The organism is Smaragdicoccus niigatensis DSM 44881 = NBRC 103563, from assembly GCF_000380645.1.
Lineage (GTDB): Bacteria > Actinomycetota > Actinomycetes > Mycobacteriales > Mycobacteriaceae > Smaragdicoccus > Smaragdicoccus niigatensis.
This window is the reverse complement of record NZ_AQXZ01000019.1, coordinates 208,204-229,942: the sequence shown is the minus strand read 5'-3', so window position 1 is coordinate 229,942 and position 21,739 is coordinate 208,204. Positions and strand designations below refer to the sequence as shown.

Annotated in this window: 21 protein-coding genes; 18 read left to right on the top strand and 3 right to left on the bottom strand. The window is 63.7% G+C overall.

Translation table 11 applies throughout. The annotated features are described in order from the left end of the window. Positions 1-111: 111 nt before the first annotated feature. On the top strand, positions 112-381 hold the full coding sequence (locus F600_RS0122230) for a hypothetical protein (RefSeq protein WP_018162865.1): 270 nt from the start codon (positions 112-114) through the stop codon (positions 379-381). On the opposite strand, the gene F600_RS0122225 is transcribed toward F600_RS0122230, so the two are convergent. Further along, complete coding sequence (locus tag F600_RS0122225) at positions 366-962, bottom strand: TetR/AcrR family transcriptional regulator (protein WP_018162864.1); 597 nt, start codon at positions 960-962, stop codon at positions 366-368. The genes F600_RS0122230 and F600_RS0122225 overlap by 16 nt on opposite strands. 117 nt (positions 963-1,079) lie before the next feature. Between F600_RS0122225 and F600_RS0122220 the strand changes: the two genes are divergently transcribed. From F600_RS0122220 to F600_RS0122180, 9 genes are all read left to right on the top strand, one after another. Next, positions 1,080-1,640, top strand: coding sequence for an NADPH-dependent FMN reductase (locus F600_RS0122220; RefSeq protein WP_018162863.1), 561 nt, complete (start codon positions 1,080-1,082; stop codon positions 1,638-1,640). Positions 1,641-2,078: 438 nt separating this feature from the next. Next, positions 2,079-2,312 (top strand): glutaredoxin-like protein NrdH, encoded by a 234-nt coding sequence (gene nrdH / locus F600_RS0122215; RefSeq protein WP_018162862.1) that lies wholly within the window; start codon positions 2,079-2,081, stop codon positions 2,310-2,312. A 29-nt stretch (positions 2,313-2,341) separates the two neighbouring features. Continuing rightward, a complete protein-coding gene (gene nrdI, locus F600_RS0122210; protein ID WP_018162861.1) occupies positions 2,342-2,833 on the top strand; it encodes a class Ib ribonucleoside-diphosphate reductase assembly flavoprotein NrdI in 492 nt (163 codons plus the stop codon). Continuing rightward, the gene (nrdE, locus tag F600_RS0122205) at positions 2,830-4,974 is read left to right on the top strand and encodes a class 1b ribonucleoside-diphosphate reductase subunit alpha (protein WP_018162860.1); all 2,145 of its coding nucleotides are present in this window, start codon (positions 2,830-2,832) and stop codon (positions 4,972-4,974) included. The genes nrdI and nrdE overlap by 4 nt, the downstream gene beginning before the upstream one ends. Before the next feature lie 177 nt (positions 4,975-5,151). Then, entirely contained in the window at positions 5,152-6,720 is a 1,569-nt protein-coding gene (dacB, locus tag F600_RS0122200; RefSeq protein WP_018162859.1) for a D-alanyl-D-alanine carboxypeptidase/D-alanyl-D-alanine endopeptidase, read from the top strand. 13 nt (positions 6,721-6,733) lie between these two features. Continuing rightward, positions 6,734-8,359 carry a D-alanyl-D-alanine carboxypeptidase/D-alanyl-D-alanine-endopeptidase gene (locus F600_RS0122195; protein WP_026306843.1) on the top strand — a complete coding sequence of 542 codons (1,626 nt, stop codon included), beginning with the start codon at positions 6,734-6,736 and terminating at the stop codon, positions 8,357-8,359. Between the two features lie 83 nt (positions 8,360-8,442). Next, on the top strand, positions 8,443-9,435 hold the full coding sequence (gene nrdF, locus F600_RS0122190) for a class 1b ribonucleoside-diphosphate reductase subunit beta (protein WP_051090895.1): 993 nt from the start codon (positions 8,443-8,445) through the stop codon (positions 9,433-9,435). Between the two features lie 71 nt (positions 9,436-9,506). Continuing rightward, entirely contained in the window at positions 9,507-10,577 is a 1,071-nt protein-coding gene (locus tag F600_RS0122185) for an amidohydrolase family protein (protein ID WP_018162856.1), read from the top strand. A 96-nt stretch (positions 10,578-10,673) separates the two neighbouring features. Continuing rightward, the gene (locus F600_RS0122180) at positions 10,674-11,504 is read left to right on the top strand and encodes a peptidase associated/transthyretin-like domain-containing protein (RefSeq protein ID WP_018162855.1); all 831 of its coding nucleotides are present in this window, start codon (positions 10,674-10,676) and stop codon (positions 11,502-11,504) included. Here F600_RS0122180 and F600_RS0122175 read toward each other — a convergent pair. Together F600_RS0122175 and F600_RS0122170 are read right to left on the bottom strand one after the other, a co-directional pair. Next, entirely contained in the window at positions 11,501-11,974 is a 474-nt protein-coding gene (locus tag F600_RS0122175; RefSeq protein ID WP_018162854.1) for an NUDIX hydrolase, read from the bottom strand. The two genes, F600_RS0122180 and F600_RS0122175, sit on opposite strands and share 4 nt — an antisense overlap. Before the next feature lies 1 nt (position 11,975). Beyond that, positions 11,976-13,022 carry an ABC transporter substrate-binding protein gene (locus F600_RS0122170; RefSeq protein ID WP_026306841.1) on the bottom strand — a complete coding sequence of 349 codons (1,047 nt, stop codon included), beginning with the start codon at positions 13,020-13,022 and terminating at the stop codon, positions 11,976-11,978. 218 nt (positions 13,023-13,240) lie between these two features. Between F600_RS0122170 and ctaD the strand changes: the two genes are divergently transcribed. The 8 genes from ctaD to F600_RS0122130 all read left to right on the top strand — a co-directional run bounded on the left by ctaD (position 13,241) and on the right by F600_RS0122130 (position 21,705). Then, complete coding sequence (ctaD, locus tag F600_RS0122165; protein ID WP_040632283.1) at positions 13,241-14,980, top strand: aa3-type cytochrome oxidase subunit I; 1,740 nt, start codon at positions 13,241-13,243, stop codon at positions 14,978-14,980. Positions 14,981-15,129: 149 nt separating this feature from the next. Continuing rightward, on the top strand, positions 15,130-16,362 hold the full coding sequence (gene serB, locus F600_RS0122160) for a phosphoserine phosphatase SerB (protein WP_018162851.1): 1,233 nt from the start codon (positions 15,130-15,132) through the stop codon (positions 16,360-16,362). After that, positions 16,349-17,134, top strand: coding sequence for an aminoacyl-tRNA hydrolase (locus tag F600_RS0122155; RefSeq protein ID WP_245541606.1), 786 nt, complete (start codon positions 16,349-16,351; stop codon positions 17,132-17,134). The genes serB and F600_RS0122155 overlap by 14 nt, the downstream gene beginning before the upstream one ends. Positions 17,135-17,157: 23 nt before the next feature. Next, positions 17,158-17,991, top strand: coding sequence for an ABC transporter ATP-binding protein (locus F600_RS0122150; RefSeq protein WP_018162849.1), 834 nt, complete (start codon positions 17,158-17,160; stop codon positions 17,989-17,991). After that, a complete protein-coding gene (locus F600_RS0122145) occupies positions 17,988-18,761 on the top strand; it encodes an NUDIX hydrolase (protein WP_018162848.1) in 774 nt (257 codons plus the stop codon). The genes F600_RS0122150 and F600_RS0122145 overlap by 4 nt, the downstream gene beginning before the upstream one ends. Positions 18,762-18,795: 34 nt before the next feature. After that, a complete protein-coding gene (locus F600_RS0122140; protein WP_018162847.1) occupies positions 18,796-19,530 on the top strand; it encodes an enoyl-CoA hydratase-related protein in 735 nt (244 codons plus the stop codon). Positions 19,531-19,564: 34 nt separating this feature from the next. Beyond that, a complete protein-coding gene (locus F600_RS0122135) occupies positions 19,565-20,566 on the top strand; it encodes a class I SAM-dependent methyltransferase (protein WP_018162846.1) in 1,002 nt (333 codons plus the stop codon). Next, on the top strand, positions 20,563-21,705 hold the full coding sequence (locus tag F600_RS0122130; protein ID WP_026306839.1) for a THUMP-like domain-containing protein: 1,143 nt from the start codon (positions 20,563-20,565) through the stop codon (positions 21,703-21,705). The genes F600_RS0122135 and F600_RS0122130 overlap by 4 nt, the downstream gene beginning before the upstream one ends. The last annotated feature ends 34 nt before the right edge of the window (positions 21,706-21,739 follow it).

The following is a 21,739-nucleotide window of genomic DNA, read 5'->3' as shown; positions in this document are numbered from 1 at the left end:
TGGTTGAACGTTCGATCTGGCCGACGGTGCATCACAACCTATACGCGGAGTCTGTGAGCCGGACAACTCGAGCAGCTGATTAGCGGACGGCGAGGCGGGAAACCGATCTGTATGAGTCTGTCACTCAGCGATCGAGATGAACTCGAACTGCTGGCCATCGAGCACGACTGGGGCATCAGCATCACTTCGGAGATGCGCGCCACGGTCTTCGACCGGGGGAACCTCGGTTCGCCCGCATCGGGGCCGATCGTGGGGGTCGAGTTCGATGCGGACGGACATTTCAAGGAAATGTTCTTCACTTATGACCTGAATTCCGGTCGGGGATTCGGTTCGCGCGACATCAAGCTGGCGCGCAGCATCCTCACCTACGAGGGCGATTGAACGGTCGCCCGGACCAGCCACTCCCAGTGGGCACCGAGGCGATCGAGCGACATTCCCAGCTGGTTGCGCTGAAAACGCACGAGCGGAACATCGATCGTCGCGAGGAGTGATTCGGCGAGAAGTCGGTGGTCGCCGGCGGCGCGGGCTTGGCGAAGCAACATCAAGACGTGGGTGAGTTGGAACTGATAGGCCGGGTGTTCGTAGCGAGCGCCCGGTTTGGTCTGACCGGCCAGAATGACGGCACCGTGGAGTTCCAGGGTCTCGAGCACTGCTGGACCGAATGCTGCGAGTCGTGAAATCGGGTCGGTTCCCGGGCCCAGAGGTGGTGGCCCGAACACGATTCGGCGCTGGAGATCGATCTCGGATTCGTTGACCAGCGCGCGCATGAGTCCGGCGCGGCTGCCGAATCTCCGGAAAATCGTTCCCTTGCCGACGCCCGCACGCTCGGCGAGCGCATCCATGGTGAGCGCCTCGGCTCCACAACTGTGCAGTAGTTCGTTTGCCGCGACGAGAACTCGTTGCCGATTCCGGGCAGCGTCGCCGCGCTCGGGAGGCTCCTCGCCGACGACGTGCAGGTCCATGACGTCGATCCTAGGTCCGAAATTTCTGTTCAAGATTTTTCCCGGACATGGAATAGAACCGGACTACGGTCCGTTTAGCTAGATGAACCCCCACGGATCGAAATTGGAGAACTGGTCATGAGTGAGACCCGCGTACTCGTCCTCGTCGGAAGCCTGCGTCAGGCATCGGTCAACCGTCAGATCGCCGAAGCGGCGGCAACCGTCTCGGGTGACGGCGTCAACGTCGAAATCTTCGGCGGACTCGGCGACATCCCGTTCTACAACGAAGACCTCGAAGCTCCGGCTCCGGCCACCGCGCAGGCTCTGCGTGACGCCGTCGAGCAGGCGGATGCGGTGCTGTTCGTGACGCCGGAGTACAACGGCACGATCCCGGCCGTCCTCAAGAACGCGATCGACTGGATCTCGCGTCCGTATGGCGCCGGCGCCATCAAGGGCAAGGCCTCGGCCGTCATCAGTTCCTCGATCAGCCCCTACGGCGCCAAGTGGGCCGCTGCGGACGTGGTCCGCTCGCTCGGCGTCGCCGGAGCCAGCGTCCTCGAGGAGTCGACGCTGTCACTGGGACCGGTCGGCCAGTTGTTCGGTGAGCAGCACCCGCGCGAGGTTGCCGACGTTCGCGACCAGATCGGCGCCGTCGTCGACGCGCTCGTGAGTGCGGCCGGCGAATTGCTCGCCGCCTGAGATTCCCTCAGCGACAGGCTCGGCCCGCGGTGGCCGGGCCTTTTGTCGTTGGGACGGCAGCGATTTTGGAATCGCCGTTGCGGTCAGCGAGACTTCGATTCCAAGACCTAGCGGTCCGACGCGGGCGAGGCGTTCTTGTGTCCTGGGTCACACACAACCGGCGTGGCGATTTGTTTGGCGCCGACCCGGGGTGTCAGATGTAACTGTGACCTGCGACACGCCGGACACGGCGTGAACTTTCCGGCAAAGATGGTTACACGCAAAGAATTTCATCTTTGTAGTTCGCAATATCTCGTGTCTCATCTACTTGTCACCCACTAGGTGTAGTGTTTGAGGCACGGGAGAGACACAAGGCGAACGATCTACCAAGATCTTCTTCTCGCGAGTCCGACCCAGTGAATGAACTGTTGGAGCTAGTCAATCGCTGAGGGGAACAGTATGGCTATCACCGTTTACACGAAGCCGGCATGTGTGCAGTGCAAGGCAACTTACCGCGCACTGGACAAGGCCGGTATCGAGTACGACATCATCGACATTTCGGTGGACGCAGATGCCCGTGATTACGTGATGGCTCTTGGTTACCTGCAGGCCCCGGTCGTCGTCTCCGGCGACTCGCACTGGTCGGGTTTCCGTCCGGACCGTATCAACGCTCTCGTCACCTCGGCTGCCTGATCAGTCGTTTGATCGGCCGGAGCCAAGCGATGGGCGGATTGGTCTACTTCTCCAGTACCTCGGAGAACACTCACCGGTTCGTCGAAAAGCTCGGAACGCCGGCAAAGCGGATTCCGCTCTTTGACCCTGCTGGAACGTTCGAAGCCGACGAACCGTTCGTGCTGATCGTCCCCACCTACGGGGGCGGCAGCCGGATCGACGGCAAAGTTGAACCGCACGTTCCCAAGCAGGTCGTGAAGTTCCTGAACAACGCACACAATCGATCGTTGATCCGCGGCGTCATCGCGGCGGGCAACACCAACTTCGGCGATTCGTACTGCTTCGCCGGAGACATCATTTCTCGCAAGTGTCAGGTCCCGTACCTGTATCGCTTCGAGCTCATGGGCACCGCTGAAGACGTGGACCGAGTCCGTGAGGGATTGGCTCAATTCTGGAATCGCGTTGGGGAAGACGCGGATCCGCAGCAGGAAGAGGAACTGTGTCACCGACCATCACCGAAGCAGCACCTACGGGGCGCATGAACGTTTCAGCCGCACCGGCGTCGAGCACCGACGGGCTCGACTACCACGCGCTGAACGCCATGTTGAACCTTTACGGCGACAACGGCGAGATCCAGTTCGACAAGGACCGCGAGGCTGCGAACCAGTACTTCCTGCAGCACGTCAACCAGAACACGGTCTTCTTCCACAACGTCGACGAGAAGCTCGACTACCTCGTCAAAGAGAACTATTACGAGCGCGAGGTTCTGGACCAGTACACGCGCAACTTCGTCAAGAGCCTGCTTGACCGCGCCTACGCGAAGAAGTTCCGGTTCCCGACCTTCCTCGGTGCGTTCAAGTACTACACCTCGTACACGCTCAAGACCTTCGACGGAAAGCGCTACCTCGAGCGCTTCGAAGACCGCGTCTGCATGGTCGCGCTGACTCTCGCCGCCGGCGATGAGAAGCTCGCTGAGCAGCTCGTCGAGGAAATCATCGACGGCCGCTTCCAGCCCGCGACCCCGACGTTCCTCAACTCGGGCAAGAAGCAGCGCGGTGAGCCGGTCTCGTGCTTCCTGCTCCGCATCGAAGACAACATGGAGTCGATCGGCCGCTCGATCAACTCGGCGCTGCAGCTGTCCAAGCGCGGCGGTGGAGTTGCGCTGCTGCTCAGCAACATTCGTGAGCACGGCGCTCCGATCAAGAAGATCGAGAACCAGAGCTCGGGCGTCATCCCGATCATGAAGCTGCTCGAGGACTCGTTCTCGTACGCCAACCAGCTCGGTGCGCGTCAAGGTGCGGGTGCGGTCTACCTGCACGCGCACCACCCGGACATCTACCGCTTCCTCGACACAAAGCGCGAGAACGCCGACGAGAAGATCCGCATCAAGACGCTGTCGCTCGGTGTCGTGATCCCGGACATCACCTTCGAACTGGCGAAGAAGAACGAGGACATGTACCTGTTCTCGCCGTACGACGTCGAGCGCATCTACGGCGTTCCATTCGCGGACATCAACGTCAGCGAGAAGTACTACGAGATGGTCGACGACGCGCGTATCCGCAAGTCGAAGATCAAGGCGCGTGAGTTCTTCCAGACTCTCGCCGAGTTGCAGTTCGAGTCGGGATACCCGTACATCATGTACGAAGACACGGTGAACCGGTCCAACCCGATCGCCGGCAAGATCACGCACTCGAACCTGTGCTCGGAGATCCTGCAGGTCAGCACGCCGTCGGAGTTCAACGACGACCTCTCGTACAGCAAGGTCGGCAAGGACATCTCCTGCAACCTCGGCTCGCTGAACATCGCGAAGGCCATGGACTCGCCGAACTTCGCGCAGACCATCGAGGTAGCAATCCGCGGCTTGACCGCGGTCTCCGACCAGACGTCGATCACGTCGGTGCCGTCGATCGAGCAGGGCAACAACGACAGCCACGCCATCGGCCTCGGTCAGATGAACCTGCACGGCTACCTGGCTCGTGAGCACGTTTACTACGGCTCCGAGGAAGGTGTCGACTTCACGAACATCTACTTCTATACGGTGTTGTTCCACGCGCTTCGTGCCTCGAACAAGATCGCGATCGAGCGCGGCTCGTACTTCAAGGGCTTCCCGGAGTCGAAGTACGCCTCGGGCGAGTTCTTCGACAAGTACATCGACCAGGAGTGGAAGCCGAAGACCGAGAAGGTCGCGCGGCTCTTCGCCGATGCCAAGGTCAACCCGCCGACCCGTGAAGAGTGGATCGAGCTCAAGGCATCGATCCAGAAGCACGGCATCTACAACCAGAACCTGCAGGCGGTTCCGCCGACCGGCTCGATCAGCTACATCAACCACTCGACGTCGTCGATCCACCCGGTTGCCAGCAAGATCGAGATCCGCAAGGAAGGCAAGATCGGTCGCGTTTACTACCCGGCACCGTTCCTGACGAACGACAACCTGGAGTACTACCAGGACGCGTACGAGATCGGCTACGAGAAGATCATCGACACCTACGCCGCGGCGACGCAGCACGTCGACCAGGGCCTTTCCCTGACGTTGTTCTTCAAGGACACGGCGTCGACTCGTGATGTCAACAGGGCCCAGATCTACGCGTGGCGCAAGGGCATCAAGACGCTGTACTACATCCGTCTTCGCCAGCTCGCGCTCGAGGGGACTGAGGTGGAGGGTTGCGTTTCCTGCATGTTGTAGCCCCGTGACTCGATCCGGCAGGATTCTCCGCGCTGACCGCGGAGAATCCTGCCGTTTCGTTTTGGCGGGGTGCTGGCCGAGGCAGATTTCGCACGAAAACTGTTGTCGGCATTGACATGCCGAAAGTGATCTAGGCAGAGTGAGAACCACGATTTTTGTCGGGTTCTGGGGGCTGCCATGAACCGTGCTTGTGCCGTACTCCTCGCGGCAGTGCTGCCGTTCGCCCTTCTGGCCGGGTGCTCGAAGTCGTCGGACTCGAGCGACATCCCCGAAGCGGCCTCGAAAATCATGTCGAAACCCGCCTATCAAGGCGCGCGCTGGATCTACCACGTGCAGGACGCCAAGACCGGCGAGGTGCTGCTGTCGAACCGCGCTGACGAACTCGTCTTCACCGGTTCGACTGCGAAGTTGTTCACAGTTGGCTCGGTGTTGGACACGCTCGGCGCCGACACCAAACTCAAGACGCCGGTGTACGCGACGTCCGCGCCGGTCGACGGCACCGTGAACGGTGACCTGGTCCTCGTCGCGTCCGGTGATCTCGCCCTGGGCGGTCGCGGTGCGATGCAGGGCCGGATGGACGAGTCGTTCACGGACAAGACGATCGATCACGTCTACGGGAACATCGCACCGATCGCTTCCACCACAGGCGGCGACCCACTCGCCGGGCTCAATTACCTCGCGGGTCAGATTGCGAAGAAGGGCGTCAAGACGGTCCAAGGTGACGTCGTCATCGACTCCCGGCTGTGGAAGACCTTCCAGGGCCAAGAAGGTCCCGTCCCACCGATTTTCGTCAACGACAACATCCTCGACCTGAACGTCACCCCGGCCGGCGTAGGGGAGTCGGCGACGGTCAAAGCCAGTCCCGAGACGAACCTGTTCACCGTGGTATCCGAGGTCAAGACGGCAAAGAGCGACACCCCGGCCGAGCCACTCGGTGTCAGCGCCGACCCCAACGATCCCCATCGATTGATCGTGACCGGCACAATCCCCGCCGGAAAACCGCAGCTCACGATCTATCGCGTTCCGAATGCGGCCGACTGGGCGCGGACCCTGTTCATCGAAGCGCTCGGGCGTGCCGGGGTGAGCGTGACCTCGCCTGCCATCGGGACCAACAACGAGGCCAACCTTTCGCCGAAGGACGTGCACTACGAACCGCTGGCGGTGCTCGAGTCGCCGACGCTCGGTGAGATGGGCAAGATGATCAACCTGACCAGCTACAACACCGGCGCGAACGCCTTCTTGTGTCTGCTGGCTGTCAAGGATGGTTCGACCGATTGCGATGACGGACTCAAGGTGATTCGCAAGGTCATCGAGAAGGCGCACCTCGACAGCGACGAGGTCGTTCTCGTCGACGGGCAGGGTGCGGACCCGGCGTCGACAACTCCGCGACAGATGGCCAAGTGGCTGACGTGGACGGACACGCAGCCGTGGGGCAAAGACCTCGACGCCGGATTGCCACGGCTGGGGGAGACCGGAACCCTCGCGTCGGTAGCCGCTGATCCAGCAGCAAAAGGCAAGGTCATGGCCAAGACCGGAACCAGTGCCGCACTCGACCCGGCGACCATGCGTGCTCTCTTCAACGTGCAGAGTTTGGCTGGATTCATGGTCACAAAGGACGGGCGCCGACTCGTCTTCGACCTCTCCATGAGTGGCGGAACGTACCCCAGCGTGGGAGTCGGTCTGACGCAATCCAATGACGACGTCGGTGGCGTTGCCGCAGCATTCCAACAAGCGCTGTCCAAGTGAACTGAGGTAGCACATGACAACCGGGATCGAGTTGGACCGCCGGACATTTCTTGCTGCGGCAGGAGTGTCCGTCGTCGCCGTGTCGTGTGGTCAGACTTCGCGGCCGGCCACGGAGATTCCGCGGCGCATCCGGGACATCATGGCCAAACCGCGATACAGCGCCGCGCAGTGGAGTCTCGTGGCGAAGGACATCAAGTCGGGGGAGACGCTCCTCGAGCTGAACCCGTATGCGATGGCGTTCACCGGCTCGACGCGCAAGCTGTTCTCGGTGGGAATGGCACTGAACACGCTGGGCAAAGACCATCGATTCACCACCCGCGTGCACCGGACGGCGGACGTCGGGCCCAACGGAAAGCTCGACGGCGATCTCGTGCTTGTTGCCGCTGGAGACCTCACGTTCGGCGGGCGTCGCAAAGACGCCGACACCGTCGAGTACACGGACTTCGACCACGGTGACGCGAACAACCTTGGCGTCGCCGAGTTGGCTCCGCAGGACCCGCTCTTCGCGATCAACCAGCTTGCCGAGGAGGTCAGGAAGGCGGGGATCACGTCGGTGAGCGACGTCGTCGTCGACGACCGATTGTTCGTCGCCTACCGAGTCCCGAACGGGAACCTGCTGATCCCGCCGATTCTGATCAACGAGAACATGATCGATCTGTCGATCGTGCCGACCGAAGTCGGTAAGCCGGCGACCATCTCTTACCGGCCGATGACCGACGCGGTGACGGTGACCGGCTCGGTGACGACGGGCGCCGAGGGGTCCGAGACCACGCTGAACGTGTCCGGCGACGGTCACGTCGAGTGCATCGGGTCGCCGGACTGCACCGGGGACATTTCCGGGTCGATCGCCAAGGGGTACAAGTCGCCCTTCATCGGCGACACGACCGCGGTCCGAACCCTGCGCATCGAAGATCCGGCCACGTTCGCGCGCACTGCCTACATCGATGCGCTCAAGCGCAACGGGGTGACGGTCGAGGCTCCGGCCGTCGCTTCGAATCCGTCCGGCAAACTGCCCGATGCCACGCTGTACAACGACGGCAATGCGGTGGCGACGTATGTGTCAGCGCCGTATTTCCAGGACGCCCGGCTGACGCTCAAGGTCAGCATGAACCTCGGCGCAAATCTTTCGCTGAGTCTGTTCGGGCTCACCAAGGGGGCGCGAACGATTGAGGCGGCATTGATGGCCGAGCGCGAAACGCTGGTCGACAAGTTCCAGATCGACGGCGGTCAGTTCAACTTCCCGACGAACGGCAGCGGTTCGCCGGACAGCCAGGCGACGGCGTCGGCGCTGGTCAAACTGCTGACCGAGATGTCGAAGACTGAGGTCGCCGAGGACTACAAGACGTGCCTGCCGATCCTGGGTACCGACGGTTCGCTCGCGTTCACCGGCAAGACCCTGTCCGGCAAGGGACACGTTCACGCCAAGCCCGGCACCACCGTCATGCCCGGCGCGGACGGCGAAACGCTCGAGCTCAAGGCGCAGAATCTGGCCGGTTACATCGACACGAAGAGCGGACGGACGGTGGCGTACGCGGTCATGGTCAACAACGCCGGAAAGATCACCGACCTGTCGAAGGACGTCGGGGCGGTGTTCGAGGACGAGGGTGAGATCTCGAGCCTCATCTACGAGCAGTTTTAACAGGGGTTTCAGCACGAAGATCGACATCCTGGACACGCCGCCCGAATTCCAGGTGCCAGACGGCCTCCACGTAAGGTGGAGGAGTGGGTAACGCTTCGGTAAATGGTGCTCGTCCGAACATCGTCAGCAGGGTGTCCGCGATCAACTGGAATCGCGTCCCGGACGAGAAGGACGCAGAGGTCTGGGACCGCCTGGTCGGTAACTTCTGGCTGCCGGAAAAGGTGCCGGTGTCCAACGACATTCCGTCGTGGAACACCCTCACCGAATCCGAGAAGCAGCTCACGATGCGGGTGTTCACCGGCCTCACGATGCTCGACACGATTCAGGGCACCGTCGGCGCCGTGAGCCTCATCCCGGATGCGCTGACTCCGCACGAGGAAGCCGTCTACACGAACATCGCGTTCATGGAATCGGTGCACGCCAAGAGCTACAGTTCGATCTTCTCGACCCTGTGCTCGACCCGCGACATCGACGAGGCCTTCCGTTGGTCGGAAGAGAACCCGAACCTGCAGCGCAAGGCTGAGATCGTCCTCAACTACTACCGGGGTGACGAGCCGCTCAAGCGCAAGGTCGCCTCGACGCTGCTCGAGAGCTTCCTGTTCTACTCGGGCTTCTACCTGCCGATGTACTGGTCGTCGCGAGCGAAGCTCACGAACACCGCTGACCTGATCCGCCTCATCATTCGGGACGAGGCCGTTCACGGCTACTACATCGGTTACAAGTACCAGCGCGGCCTCGAACTCTGCACTCAGGAAGAGCGCGAGGAGCTCAAGAACTACACGTTCGACCTGCTCTTCGAGCTGTACGACAACGAGGTCGAGTACACGCAGGACCTGTACGACAGTGTCGGACTGTCCGAGGACGTCAAGAAGTTCCTGCGCTACAACGCGAACAAGGCGCTCAACAACCTCGGTTACGAGGGGCTGTTCCCGAAGGACGAGACGAACGTCAACCCGGCGATCCTCTCGGCCCTCTCGCCGAACGCCGACGAGAACCACGACTTCTTCTCCGGCTCGGGTTCGAGCTACGTCATCGGTAAGGCCGTCAACACCGAAGACGAGGACTGGGACTTCTAAGCCGTCACCAAAGTGCGCGTAACTCCGTGGCCATCGCGGAGTTGCGCGCACTTTCGCGTTAAGGAGGACCCATGAACGCCGCCCCATGGCCTGCCGCGGTCATAGATCCGCACATCCACCAGTGGAATCCGTATTCGACGCCGCGGCACATCTCGACGATGGCGAAGCTCTTCTGGCCGCTTCCTCGTGTTCCGCGAGAGATGCGTTGGATCGTCCCGCAGGCTGACCGCGAATTCATCGGCGATCCGCATCACGTCCTCAAGCCTTACGAGCCACGTGACTACGCGGCTGACGCTGTACCGGTTCCCGTGCGATCGGTCGTTCACGTCGAAGCCGGCTGGCTTGCGCATGACCATGCCGACACCGTCGGTGAGACGCGCTGGATCGCTTCGTTGCCATTTGGGCAGAAGGGCACTCCGGCCTTGGGTGCGATCGTCGTGAATGCAGATCCGCGCTGGTCAGACGTCGGATCTGTGCTCGATCAGCACCTTGCGGCGAGCCGGTTGGTGCGCGGTGTGCGGCTCAGCGGAGCGAATCATCCCGACCCTGGCGTCCGCGATTTCATCGACCACCCGCATATCCATTCCGACCCGGATTTCGTACGCGGATTCGCCGCGATCGCCGAGAGGGGACTGACCTTCGAACTGTGGGGATTCGCCCATCAGATTCGAGACATGACGGTCCTGGCGCGTGAATACCCGGAAACGACGTTCATCTTCGACCATTACGCGACTCCCGTCGGGATCTTCGGCCCACGAGGTCGGCGAACCGGAAAGACGGTGGCCGATCGCGCCGGGCTGTTGTCGCAGTGGCAGGAGGATGTCGCGGCACTCGCCGCGCTGCCCAACGTTGTGGCGAAGCATTCCGGCCTCGGGATGCCGATGCTCGGCGGTGACCCGAGCAGGCCGTTCGAAGACGGCGACCTCGCACGTGTCAGCGAGCGCTGTGCGCCGTTGATCCAGGGTCTCCATGACGCGTTCGGACCAGAACGAACGATGTGGGCGTCGAACTTTCCGATGGACAAACCGGTGCACTCGGTTGCCTTCAGCGCCCGGATGCTCACCGAGGTGCTGGGTGCCTCGGCCGACCCGCAGTTGCTCTTCCACGACGTCGCCGCACGCACGTACAAGGTCGGCGCGTAGCTGGCAACAGCGTTCCCAGGGACCTCCCAGCGGCATCTCAGGGTGACCGAATTCTGCCTCTTTACCTTTGATTGTGTAATCGATGAAAGAGCAGGCATGACCAGCCACGACGACGACCATCCGCACGAGCACGACCTCGGCCTGACGCACGACCTCAAGGTCATGACGCGTCGGCGGATGTTCATCCTGGCCGGTGGGGTGGGAGCTGCGTCGCTCGCCGCGGCGTGTGCCTCGAGCGTCACGGGCACGCCGACGTCGACCTCGGCGACTGCATCGGCCACAGCCGTGGCCGCCGGGTCAGTAGCCCAGGTACCGGCCGAGACCGCGGGACCGTATCCGGGAGACGGCTCGAACGGGCCGAACATCCTGATCCAGAACGGCGTCGTCCGGAAGGACCTTCGGAAGAGCTTCGGTGACTACACCGGCACCGCAGACGGCGTCGACATGCAATTGACGATGAAGCTCGTCGATCTCAACACCAAGGCCGCCGGAAAAGGCATGGCCGTCTACGTTTGGCACTGCACCGCGGACGGGGAGTACTCGCTTTACCGCAACGCAGCCGAGGCGAACTATCTGCGGGGAGTTCAGGTCGCCGGCGCCGACGGAACGGTCACCTTCACGTCGATCTTCCCGGGCTGCTACTCGGGTCGCTGGCCGCACATCCACTTCGAGGTCTACGACTCGCTCGAAGCCGCAGTGGTGGCCGGGTCGGATGCCCGTCTGACCTCGCAGATCGCACTGCCCGAGGACGCCTGCAAGCGGATCTACGACAACGACTCGCGGTACTCGTCGAGCATTCGGAATCTCGAGTCGACCTCGCTGTCGTCGGACAATGTGTTCGGTGACGGTTGGACCGCAGAGCTGGCGACGGCCACCGGCTCGACCTCGAAGATGAACGTCTCGCTCACGGTCGGCGTGGGGGACTAACTCCGGAACCAGGCCTCGGGCCCACCGGCAAGCGTTTTCTCCACGCGGAGCAACGTGGTCTCGCGGATGTTCGGCGGCAGAGCGTCGACAGCGAACCAGCGCACATCGGTGTTCTCGTCGTCGGCCGCATACGGATCGCCCGAGATGTACCGCGCGAGGAAGCAGATGTCGAGGAACTGAATCTCGTCGCCGTTCGTATACGTGATCTGCGGGGTGACATCGATGCACCCGACCCGGACGAGTTCGACGTCGATGCCGGTCTCTTCGCGGATCTCGCGAAGGATCCCGGCTGCCGGCTCCTCACCGGGCTCGAGGATTCCGGAGATCACCGCCCATTCGCCGAAGTCCTGGCGCAGCGTCAACAGCACGCGATTCTGGTCGTCGACCACCACTGCGCTGACCGCCGGAAGCCACAGGGGAGCGTGGCCGACCTTCTGCCGGAGATCGAGGATGAAGTCGGGCGTCGGCACGTCAGTCGTAAACCGCGCCGTTGAGGGACTCGCGCAGATCGTCGAGCATGGCACGCGCGGCGATGATGCCGTTGCCGTCCCAGATCTGGCGATCGACGGCGAACACCCGTCTGTCCTTCGCCGCGCCGAGATCGGTCCACGCGTCCGAATGCATCGTTTCCTCGGCGTTCACTTGCGCGGCGTGGTCGGCGAACATCACGTAGATGCAGTCGCCTTCAGCGAACCGCGGATCGGTCGCGTTCCCGGGGTGGGACGGTCCGCGCTGCCCCGGTGGGCGTTGCACGCCGGCGTCGATGAGGACCGATCCCGCAAACGTCTCCGTCCCGACGACGTCGATCTTGGAGGGGTCGAACTCGACCACCGAGGCCTGGGTTTGGGAGGTCACAAGGTCGTCTGACAGCCGTTGGGCTTGCCGTTCGTAGCGGTCCAGTTCGTCCCTGGCGACCGAGAGTCGACCCATGGCTCCGCCCGCCACGACGAACTGTTTCTTCCAGCCGAGCTGGCCGCCGGTGAGGACCGTCGGCGCGATCGTGTTGAGGTCACGGAGCTGGACGTTCTTGGGTAGTTGGACTCCGACGATCAGGTCCGGATGCAGGGCCTTGATCTTGTCCAGGTTGATGCCGCCGTTGGTGCCGATACTGGCGATCTTGTCGACACCCTCACCGAGGTATCGCGGCTGCGGATGCGCAAAGCCGTAGATGTCCGGTTCGGTGAGTGTCGGCGCGCCGACCACGCGCTCCCACATTCCGACCCCGCAAGCCGCGTCGAGGGTTGGGGTGTCCAGGACCACGATCCGTTTCGGGTCGCTCGGTACGACTCCGGGAACTCCGATATAGCCGATGGATCGCACGTCCCCCTGCGGCGACGGGTCGGCGGCGGTCATCGGGGCGCACACCACGCCCGGGGCGCGTTTGAGGCCGACGACACCAGCTCCGGCGACTCGGCTCGTCGACTTCGCGATCGCCGATTCGTCATTGGCGGTCGAGCAACCGGCCACCACGAGCACCGCGAGAATCGCCGTGAGAACGGATAGCGACACCCTAGCCATGGCTGCCAACGTACCGCTTCGAGAGTCGGTCACCGTCCTCGGAGACCGTTGTGTCCGCTCTTGCAATGGCGGAGAATTTGGAATTACGACATAAAGTAGGACCGCGCCCACGGAAGGCCGTTCGACGGTCTACGATGCGGAATAGCGCAAGCAATTTGGACGTCCTGTGTCCTCGGCCGAGGCGGTCGCGAGATACGGACGCGCATCCAGGAGGACTAGTGACTGCCGTAGCGCCACAGCCCACGCTCACCGCGGGCCGGCCCTACCCCCAGCGGGTGGGACCGAAGGGGTCGTATCTCTACAAGATGATCACGACCACCGATCCCAAGGTGCTCGGGATCATGTACCTGACGACATCGGTCGCGTTCTTCCTCATCGGTGGCCTCATGGCGCTGCTGATGCGTGCGGAACTCGCCCTTCCGGGACTTCAGTTCCTGTCGAACGAGCAGTTCAACCAGCTGTTCACCATGCACGGCACGGTCATGCTGCTGTTCTACGCGACGCCGATCGTCTTCGGTTTCGCGAACGTGGTGCTGCCGCTTCAGATCGGCGCGCCTGACGTGGCGTTCCCCCGTCTGAACGCCTTCAGTTACTGGTTGTACCTGTTCGGTGCGACGATGGCGACTGCCGGTTTCATTACCCCGGGTGGTGCTGCGGACTTCGGTTGGACGGCCTACACGCCGTTGACTGACGCCGTGCACTCGCCGGGTGTCGGTGCGGACCTCTGGATTCTCGGTCTGGCCGTCGGTGGTCTCGGCACCATCCTCGGTGGTGTCAACATGATCACCACCGTCATCGTGCTTCGCTGCCCGGGCATGACGATGTTCCGGATGCCGATCTTCACCTGGAACATCTTCGTCACGAGCCTACTGGTGCTGCTCGCGTTCCCGCTGCTCACCGCAGCCCTGATGGGTCTCGCGATCGACCGCAACCTCGGTGCGCACATTTACGACCCGGCGACCGGCGGTGTGCTGCTCTGGCAGCACTTGTTCTGGTACTTCGGCCACCCTGAGGTGTACATCATCGCGTTGCCGTTCTTCGGCATCGTCTCGGAGATCTTCCCGGTCTTTGCCCGCAAGCCGATCTTCGGTTACCGCACCCTCGTCTATGCAACGCTCGCTATCGCGGCGCTGTCCGTCGCGGTCTGGGCGCACCACATGTACGTCACCGGTGCGGTGCTGCTGCCGTTCTTCTCGTTCATGACGTTCCTCATCGCGGTCCCGACCGGTGTGAAGTTCTTCAACTGGATCGGCACGATGTGGAAGGGCCACCTCACCTTCGAGTCCCCGATGCTCTTCTCGGTCGGCTTCATCGTGGTGTTCCTGTTCGGAGGCTTGTCCGGCGTCATCCTGGCGAGCCCGCCGCTGGACTTCCACGTGTCGGACAGCTACTTCGTCATCGCGCACTTCCACTACGTCCTCTTCGGCACGATCGTGTTCGCGACCTACGCCGGTATCTACTTCTGGTTCCCGAAGATGACCGGTCGCATGATGGACGAGCGTCTGGGCAAGGTTCACTTCTGGCTGACGATCATCGGCTTCAACACGACCTTCCTCGTTCAGCACTGGCTGGGCAACGAAGGTATGCCGCGTCGTTACGCCGACTACCAGTCGACGGATGGCTTCACGACGTTGAACATCATCTCGACGACGGGTGCGTTCATCCTCGGGGCCTCGACGCTGCCGTTCGTGTGGAACGTCTTCAAGAGCTTCCGCTTCGGCGAGCAGGTCAAGGTCGACGACCCGTGGGGCTACGGGAACTCGCTGGAGTGGGCCACCAGCTGCCCGCCGCCGCGCCACAACTTCACTGAGCTGCCGCGTATCCGTTCGGAGCGTCCGGCGTTCGAGTTGCACTACCCGCACATGTTCGAGCGGATGCGTGCGGAGTCGCACATCGGTTGGGGTTCGGCGAAGCACACAGCCGAGCTCATGGAAGAAGTGAAGGCTTACAGCAAGTAAGACCTCGTCAAAGTGCCCCGATCCGGCGGATCGGGGCACTTTGCTGTGTGGAGGGCGTGTTTCCCTTTCTGTCCACCGATCCATCCCGGCGGCCGGTTCGCGATAAGGTGACCTCGCTGAATTCATCTGGGAGAACGGAGACCGGGCGCGTGGCTGTCACCGATACGACGGTTCTGATCACGGTCACCGGCCAGGACCGTCCCGGCGTCACCTCGGTCCTGTTGGCGGCGCTCGCACGCCACGATGTCAGCCTCCTGGACATCGAGCAGGTCGTTATCCGCGGTCAGTTGACCCTCGGTGTGCTGATCCGGTGTCACCCCAACTGCGAGGATTTGCAGGAGCAGCTCGAGCAGGCGATGGCAACGGTTGGCATGCACGTCGACGTCCAGGTCGGCGCTGAACCAGGCCAGCGCGTGCAACCGACACACGCGGTCGTCGTTCTCGGCAGCCCGGTGTCGGCGAAGGCGTTCAGTGCGATCGCGCGCAAGCTCGCCGAGCAGGGCGCAAACATCGAGACCATCCGTGGCATCGCCGACTACCCGATCACCGGACTCGAACTCCTCGTCACCGCGACGAGCAAACGCGCCGACGCGGACGAGAAGCTGCGGACTTCACTGTCCGAGGTCGCGGTTCGGGAGGGCGTCGACGTTGCCGTCGAGCGGGCCGGTCTCGCCCGTCGATCGAAGCGCCTCATCTGTTTCGATGTCGACTCGACGCTGGTCCAGGGCGAGGTCATCGAGATGCTTGCGGCGCACGCCGGCGTCGAAGAGCAGGTCAAGGAAATCACCGACGCGGCCATGCGCGGGGAGATCGACTTCGAGGAATCGTTGCACCGACGCGTCGCGACGCTCGCCGGACTCGACAAGTCGGTGATCGACGAAGTCGCCGCCAACCTCAAGCTGACCAAGGGCGCCCGCACCACGATCCGGACGCTCAAGCGTCTCGGCTTCCGCTGCGGCGTCGTGTCCGGCGGCTTCGTTCAGGTGATCGAGGGTCTCGCGCGCGAACTCGAACTCGATTTCGTGCGCGCCAACGTGCTCGAGATCGTCGACGGAAAGCTCACCGGTCGGGTCGTCGGCGAGATCATCGACCGGGCGGCGAAGGCCGAGTCGCTGCGCGAATTCGCCGCCGACGTCGGTGTCCGCATCGAGCAGACCGTGGCGGTCGGTGACGGGGCCAACGACATCGACATGCTGAACGCGGCCGGCCTGGGCATCGCATTCAATGCCAAGCCCGCGCTGCGCGAAGTCGCGGACACCGCGCTGTCTCACCCCTACCTCGATGCGGTGTTGTTCGTTCTCGGTGTCACGCGTTCGGAGGTCGAGGCGGCGGACGCGGTCGACGGACTGTTCGGAACCCGGGTTCCGCTTGACCAGTACTGACCCCGGGTTCCGTGCCCGGCACGGATTTCTGGCCAGGGGATATCGGGGTGCAGTCGATCCCGAGGATCCGGCGGACGTGCTGGCGATGCAGATGGTTCTGCACATCCCGAAGCAACGCCCAGTAGACCGATTCGACCTTCTCGCCGCCGCTGCGTCGTCCGTGGTGAGTCTGTGCCTCGACGAACGCGTCGGCGAAGGCGGGGAGTGGCACGACGACTTCGTCGCCTGGATGGACGCCCGCATCCGCAAGGTCGCGCGGCGGGCTCGCGGAGCGCAATGGGAAGCCGTCCAGGACGTTCCCGGAGTCACAGTCGAAGTCGGCGATGCGCAGGCGCGAGCCTTCGTGCCGGGCCGTGTCGTTGGGGTTGACCCTCGGGTGAAGAAAGTGCAGATCGGCGGCACCGAGCTTCCGCCCGGAACGACCCGCTCGGTGGTCTCACCCCACCCGGTGTTGTGGATCGATCCGCGACTCGAAATGACCGTTGGCAAGAGCGCCGCTCAGGTCGGGCATGCCTCGATGCTGTTGGCCGCTGCGCTGCCATTCGACACCGTCGCGCAATGGGCGGGTGCGGGCTATCCGGTCGTGGTCGCCGAGGCCGATGCGGAGCAGTGGGATCGGCTGTGCCGGGCGGTCGATGACGGTCGAGCCGTCGCGGTGCACGACGCTGGATTCACGGAAGTGGCCCCTGGTGCGCGAACGGTCATCGCCCAATGGGATCAGACGCAGTGGGATCAGTCGGAGTGGGACCAGACTCACCGGGGCCAAGCGTGAATCGCCGCTGAATGTGCGCAAGTATGGGATTCGTGGCTACGAACCCTGACCTCCTGATCGACTTCACGGACGTCGTCGTCCGCCGATCCGGGACGACGTTGGTCGGGCCGGTCAGCTGGCAGGTCCAGGCCGAAGAGAAATGGGTCATTCTCGGCCCGAACGGTGCCGGCAAAACGACCCTCATGCGCATCGCGGCCGCGGAACTGCACCCGACGTCGGGCACTGCCTCAATCCTCGGGGAGACCATGGGTCGCGTCGACATCACCGAGTTGAAGCCGCGGATCGGTCTGTCGTCGGCGGCGGTAGCGACCCGGGTCCCGCACGACGAGCGGGTGGCCGACCTGGTGATGTCGGCGAGCTACGGCGTCCTGGGTCGTTGGCGGGAGCGCTACGACGCGATCGACAATCGGCGCGCCATGGCGATGCTGTCGAACTTCGGTGCCGAACACCTCGCTGGGCGCGTGTACGGAACCCTGTCCGAGGGTGAGCGCAAGCGCGTGCTCATCGCCCGCGCCCTCATGACCGACCCCGAACTGCTGCTTCTCGATGAGCCGGCTGCGGGGTTGGACCTCGGTGGACGTGAGGAGCTCGTCGCTCGGCTCGCGGATCTGGCGGAGGACCCCGATTCGCCAGGCGCCGTGCTCGTGACGCACCACGTCGAGGAGATTCCGCCGGGCTTCACACACGCGCTCATCCTGCGCGATGGCGAGGTCGTGGCCCACGGACCGATGGACAAGGTCGTCAGCAGCGAGAATCTCAGCGAGGCGTTCCAGCAGGCTATCGTCGTGGAATCGACGTCCGACGGCCGCTTCTTCGCGCGTCGGGATCGCTCCATGGCTTACATAGGACCGCAATGACCGAGATTCCCGTGCCCAAGCACTCCTCGACGATTCTTCTCGTGCGGGAGGGCGAGCGGGGGATTGAAGTGTTCGTTCAGCGCCGGGCGTCCACGATGGCCTTCGCCGCGGGGATGACGGTGTTCCCCGGCGGCGGCATGTCCGACTCGGACCTCGACGAGGGTGTTCGGTGGATCGGTCCGGACGCCGCGTGGTGGGCGGGCCAGTTCGGGACGGACGAGAGTCTGGCCAGGGGGCTCGTCGTGACGGCGATCCGCGAAACGTTCGAAGAGTGCGGCGTGCTCCTCGCCGGCGCCGACGCCGAGACGGTCGCCGACCCCTCGCAGTTCCTCGCTGCGCGTGCCGAGTTGGCTGCCGGAACGCTCTCGATGGCGGAATTCCTGCAGGCGGAAAACCTCTTCCTGCGCGCGGACCTGCTGCGCCCGTGGTCGAACTGGATCACGCCCGTCGGGCAACCGCGCCGGTATGACGTGCGGTTCTTCGTCGCTGAACTGCCGGCGAATCAGGCTGCCGACGGCAAGACGACCGAGGCCGCCGAGACGGGTTGGTACACACCGGCCGGGCTTCTCGAGATCTGGAAGGCCGGGCAGGCCATCCTCATGCCGCCGACCTGGGCCCAGATCGTCGACCTCGCGGAGTTCGGCCTCATCGCGGAAGTTCTCGAAGCCGAGCGCATCATCACCGCGATCGAACCGCGGCCTGGCCACGGTGCGCTCGACTTCCCGAATGCGGCGGACTACCTCGAAGTGGTTGGCAACTTCCGTGCCTAGGGCGAGCGGAGCGACGGGGAATTCGGCGGAGTTCGTGTCGGTCGAGGTGACCGGCGACGGGATCGCAACGCTGCGCCTCGACAACGCTCCACTGAACCTGCTGACCGTGTCGGCGCGCGCCGAACTCGCGAATGCGGTACACGACCTGGCCGCCGACCCGGCGGTTCGCGCGGTCGTGCTGTACGGCGGTGACAAGGTGTTCTCCGCCGGCGACGATGCGCGTGAGCTTCTCGATCTCGACGCTGCGCAGGCGGGTCGATTCGCTGCTTCGGTGCAGAATCTGTTCGATGCGGTGGCGCAGCTGCCGAAGCCCGTTGTCGCGGCCATCAGTGGTTACGCGATCAGCAGCGGTGCGGGACTCGCGTTGTGCGCCGACTGGCGAATCATCGGGGACAACGTCAAGCTCGCCTTCGGTGAGGTCCATCAGGGCGGGATTCCCATCGGTGGGACATTGGAGCGCCTCATGTTCTTGGTAGGCGAGAGCAACGTGCGCGACCTCGTGTTCTCCGGCCGCTTCGTCGAGCCGGACGAGGCGAAGGCGCTGCGTCTCGTGGACGAGGTCGTGGCTCCCGACGATGTGTACACCGCAGCCATGGCGTGGGCGATGCGGATGCGGCACGCCCCCAGTGCGGCGGTCGGTGCCGTCAAGCGGGTGCTCTCGGCGGAAACCGTAGAGGATCAAGAGTTCTCCGATCTCGCGTCGACAGCCGAACGGCGGCAGTTGCTGGAAGCGTTCCTGGCGAGTGGTCCGGTGGCCGCCCGCGGTTAGGTACGCCATGTCCCATACAGGTAGTCTGCTGGGCATGACTTCGAGCCACGAGCCGGTTCGCCGCCTGTCGCTGGTACCGGATACCGAAGACCCGGCCCCGAACCCGCACGCCACCGCGGAAGAAGTGGCCGCGGCATTGGAAGACACCAAGCTCGCGCAGGTGCTCTACCACGACTGGGAAGCCGAGACGTACGACGACAAGTGGTCGATCTCGTACGACGATCGGTGCATCGATTACGCACGCGGTCGCTTTGACGCGGTCGCCGGTAAGCAGCACCTTCCGTACGGTCGTGCGCTCGAGCTCGGCTGTGGCACGGGCTTCTTCCTGCTCAACCTCATGCAGGCCGGCGTTGCCGAGAAGGGCTCGGTTACCGACCTTTCTCCGGGCATGGTCAAGGTGGCCTTGCGGAACGCTGCGAACCTCGGCCTCGACGTTGACGGTCGCGTCGCGGACGCGGAGGGAATTCCCTACGAGGACAACACCTTCGACCTCGTCGTCGGACACGCGGTACTGCACCACATCCCGGACGTCGAGCAGGCGCTGCGCGAGGTTCTGCGCGTCCTCAAGCCAGGCGGACGCTTCGTGTTCGCCGGTGAGCCGTCGACTGTCGGCAACTTCTACGCGCGCTGGCTCAGTCGGGTGACGTGGGAAGCCACGACGAATGTCACCAAGGTTCCCTTCCTCAACGGCTGGCGTCGTCCCCAGGCCGAACTCGACGAGTCGTCGCGCGCGGCTGCGCTCGAAGCCGTTGTCGACCTGCACACGTTCTCGCCGGCCGACCTCGAGCGCATCGCGACCGCAGCCGGCGCCGCCGGTGTGCACGCGCACTCGGAGGAGTTCGCCGCGGCCATGCTCGGTTGGCCGGTCCGGACCTTCCAGGCTGCGGTCCCGGCCGAGAAGCTGGGCTGGGGCTGGGCGAAGTTCGCATTCGGTGGCTGGCGCACGCTCACCTGGGTGGACGAGAAGATCCTCCGTCACGTCGTGCCGCGCGGGTTCTTCTACAACGTGCTGATCACCGGAGTGAAGCCCTCCTGACGTACCAGTTTTCCCTTGACGATGTCGCCTTCCTGACCAGCGAGCCTGGCAGGGAGGCGCTCGCATTTGCGCGCACCTTGAATCTTGCCGGTTTCGCCGGGTTGGAAACCGCGCGCAAGAGGTTCGGCGATCGCACGGGCGCGATCCTCGAAACCGTCTCGCTCCGCGGGAAGGCAGCCGGAAAGATCGACGGCGCCGAGAACTGGCTCTTCACCGCGGATGCGCTCCAGCAGGCGACGGCCTCGATCGTCGCGAAGCATCGAGCCGAGCGCCTGCGCGGTCGCACCATTCACGACGTCACTTGCTCGATCGGCACGGAAGTCGCGCATCACGTGGGCCGGGCAATCGGGAGCGATCTCGACGAAGTCCGTCTGCGGATGGCTCAGAACAATGTGCCGAACGTGCTGTTCGCACGTGCCGATGCTTTGCGTCCCTGCTCGCGGGATGCGGTCGTGCTGGTGGACCCAGGACGCCGAACCGGTGGCAAACGGGTCTTCGACCCGGAGGCGCTCGAACCGCCACTCAGCGCTGTGCGTGAGGTCTACCGAGGCCGCGACATCGCGATCAAGAGCGCCCCCGGGATCGATTACGACAGCCTCGAGTGGGACGGTGAGGTCGAGATCGTCTCCCTCGACGGCGGGGTGCGTGAGGCGTGCCTGTGGTCGGCGGGACTGGCCACCGCCGGGCGCCGCGCGACCGTGCTGACCAGTTCCGGTGGGGTCCTGACCGTGACCGATGCCGAACCCGATGACATTCCCGAGCGCGAACCAGGAGAGTGGATCATCAACCCGGACGGCGCGATCGTTCGCGCTGGTCTGGTGCGTCACTACGCGGCGCGGCACGGGCTGTGGCAACTCGATCCAAGGATCGCCTACCTGACCGGCGACCGAGTACCGCCCGGCGTTCGCGGATTTCGGATCGTCAGTCGAACGTCGTTCAACGAGAAGGTCCTTCGACAGGATCTGCAGCGGCTCGGATGTGGCGCGCTCGAAATCCTGGTGCGCGGAGTCGACGTCGATCCCGATGCGCTGCGCAAGCGACTCAAACTGCGGGGCGGAGCCGCGTTCAGCCTCGTCATCACCCGGATCGGCCGCGATGCGACGGTGTTCATCTGCGAAGCAGGAAGCGCCAGTCCCTGAGGTGAGTAGGCTGAAAAGCATCTCGGCAACGAAT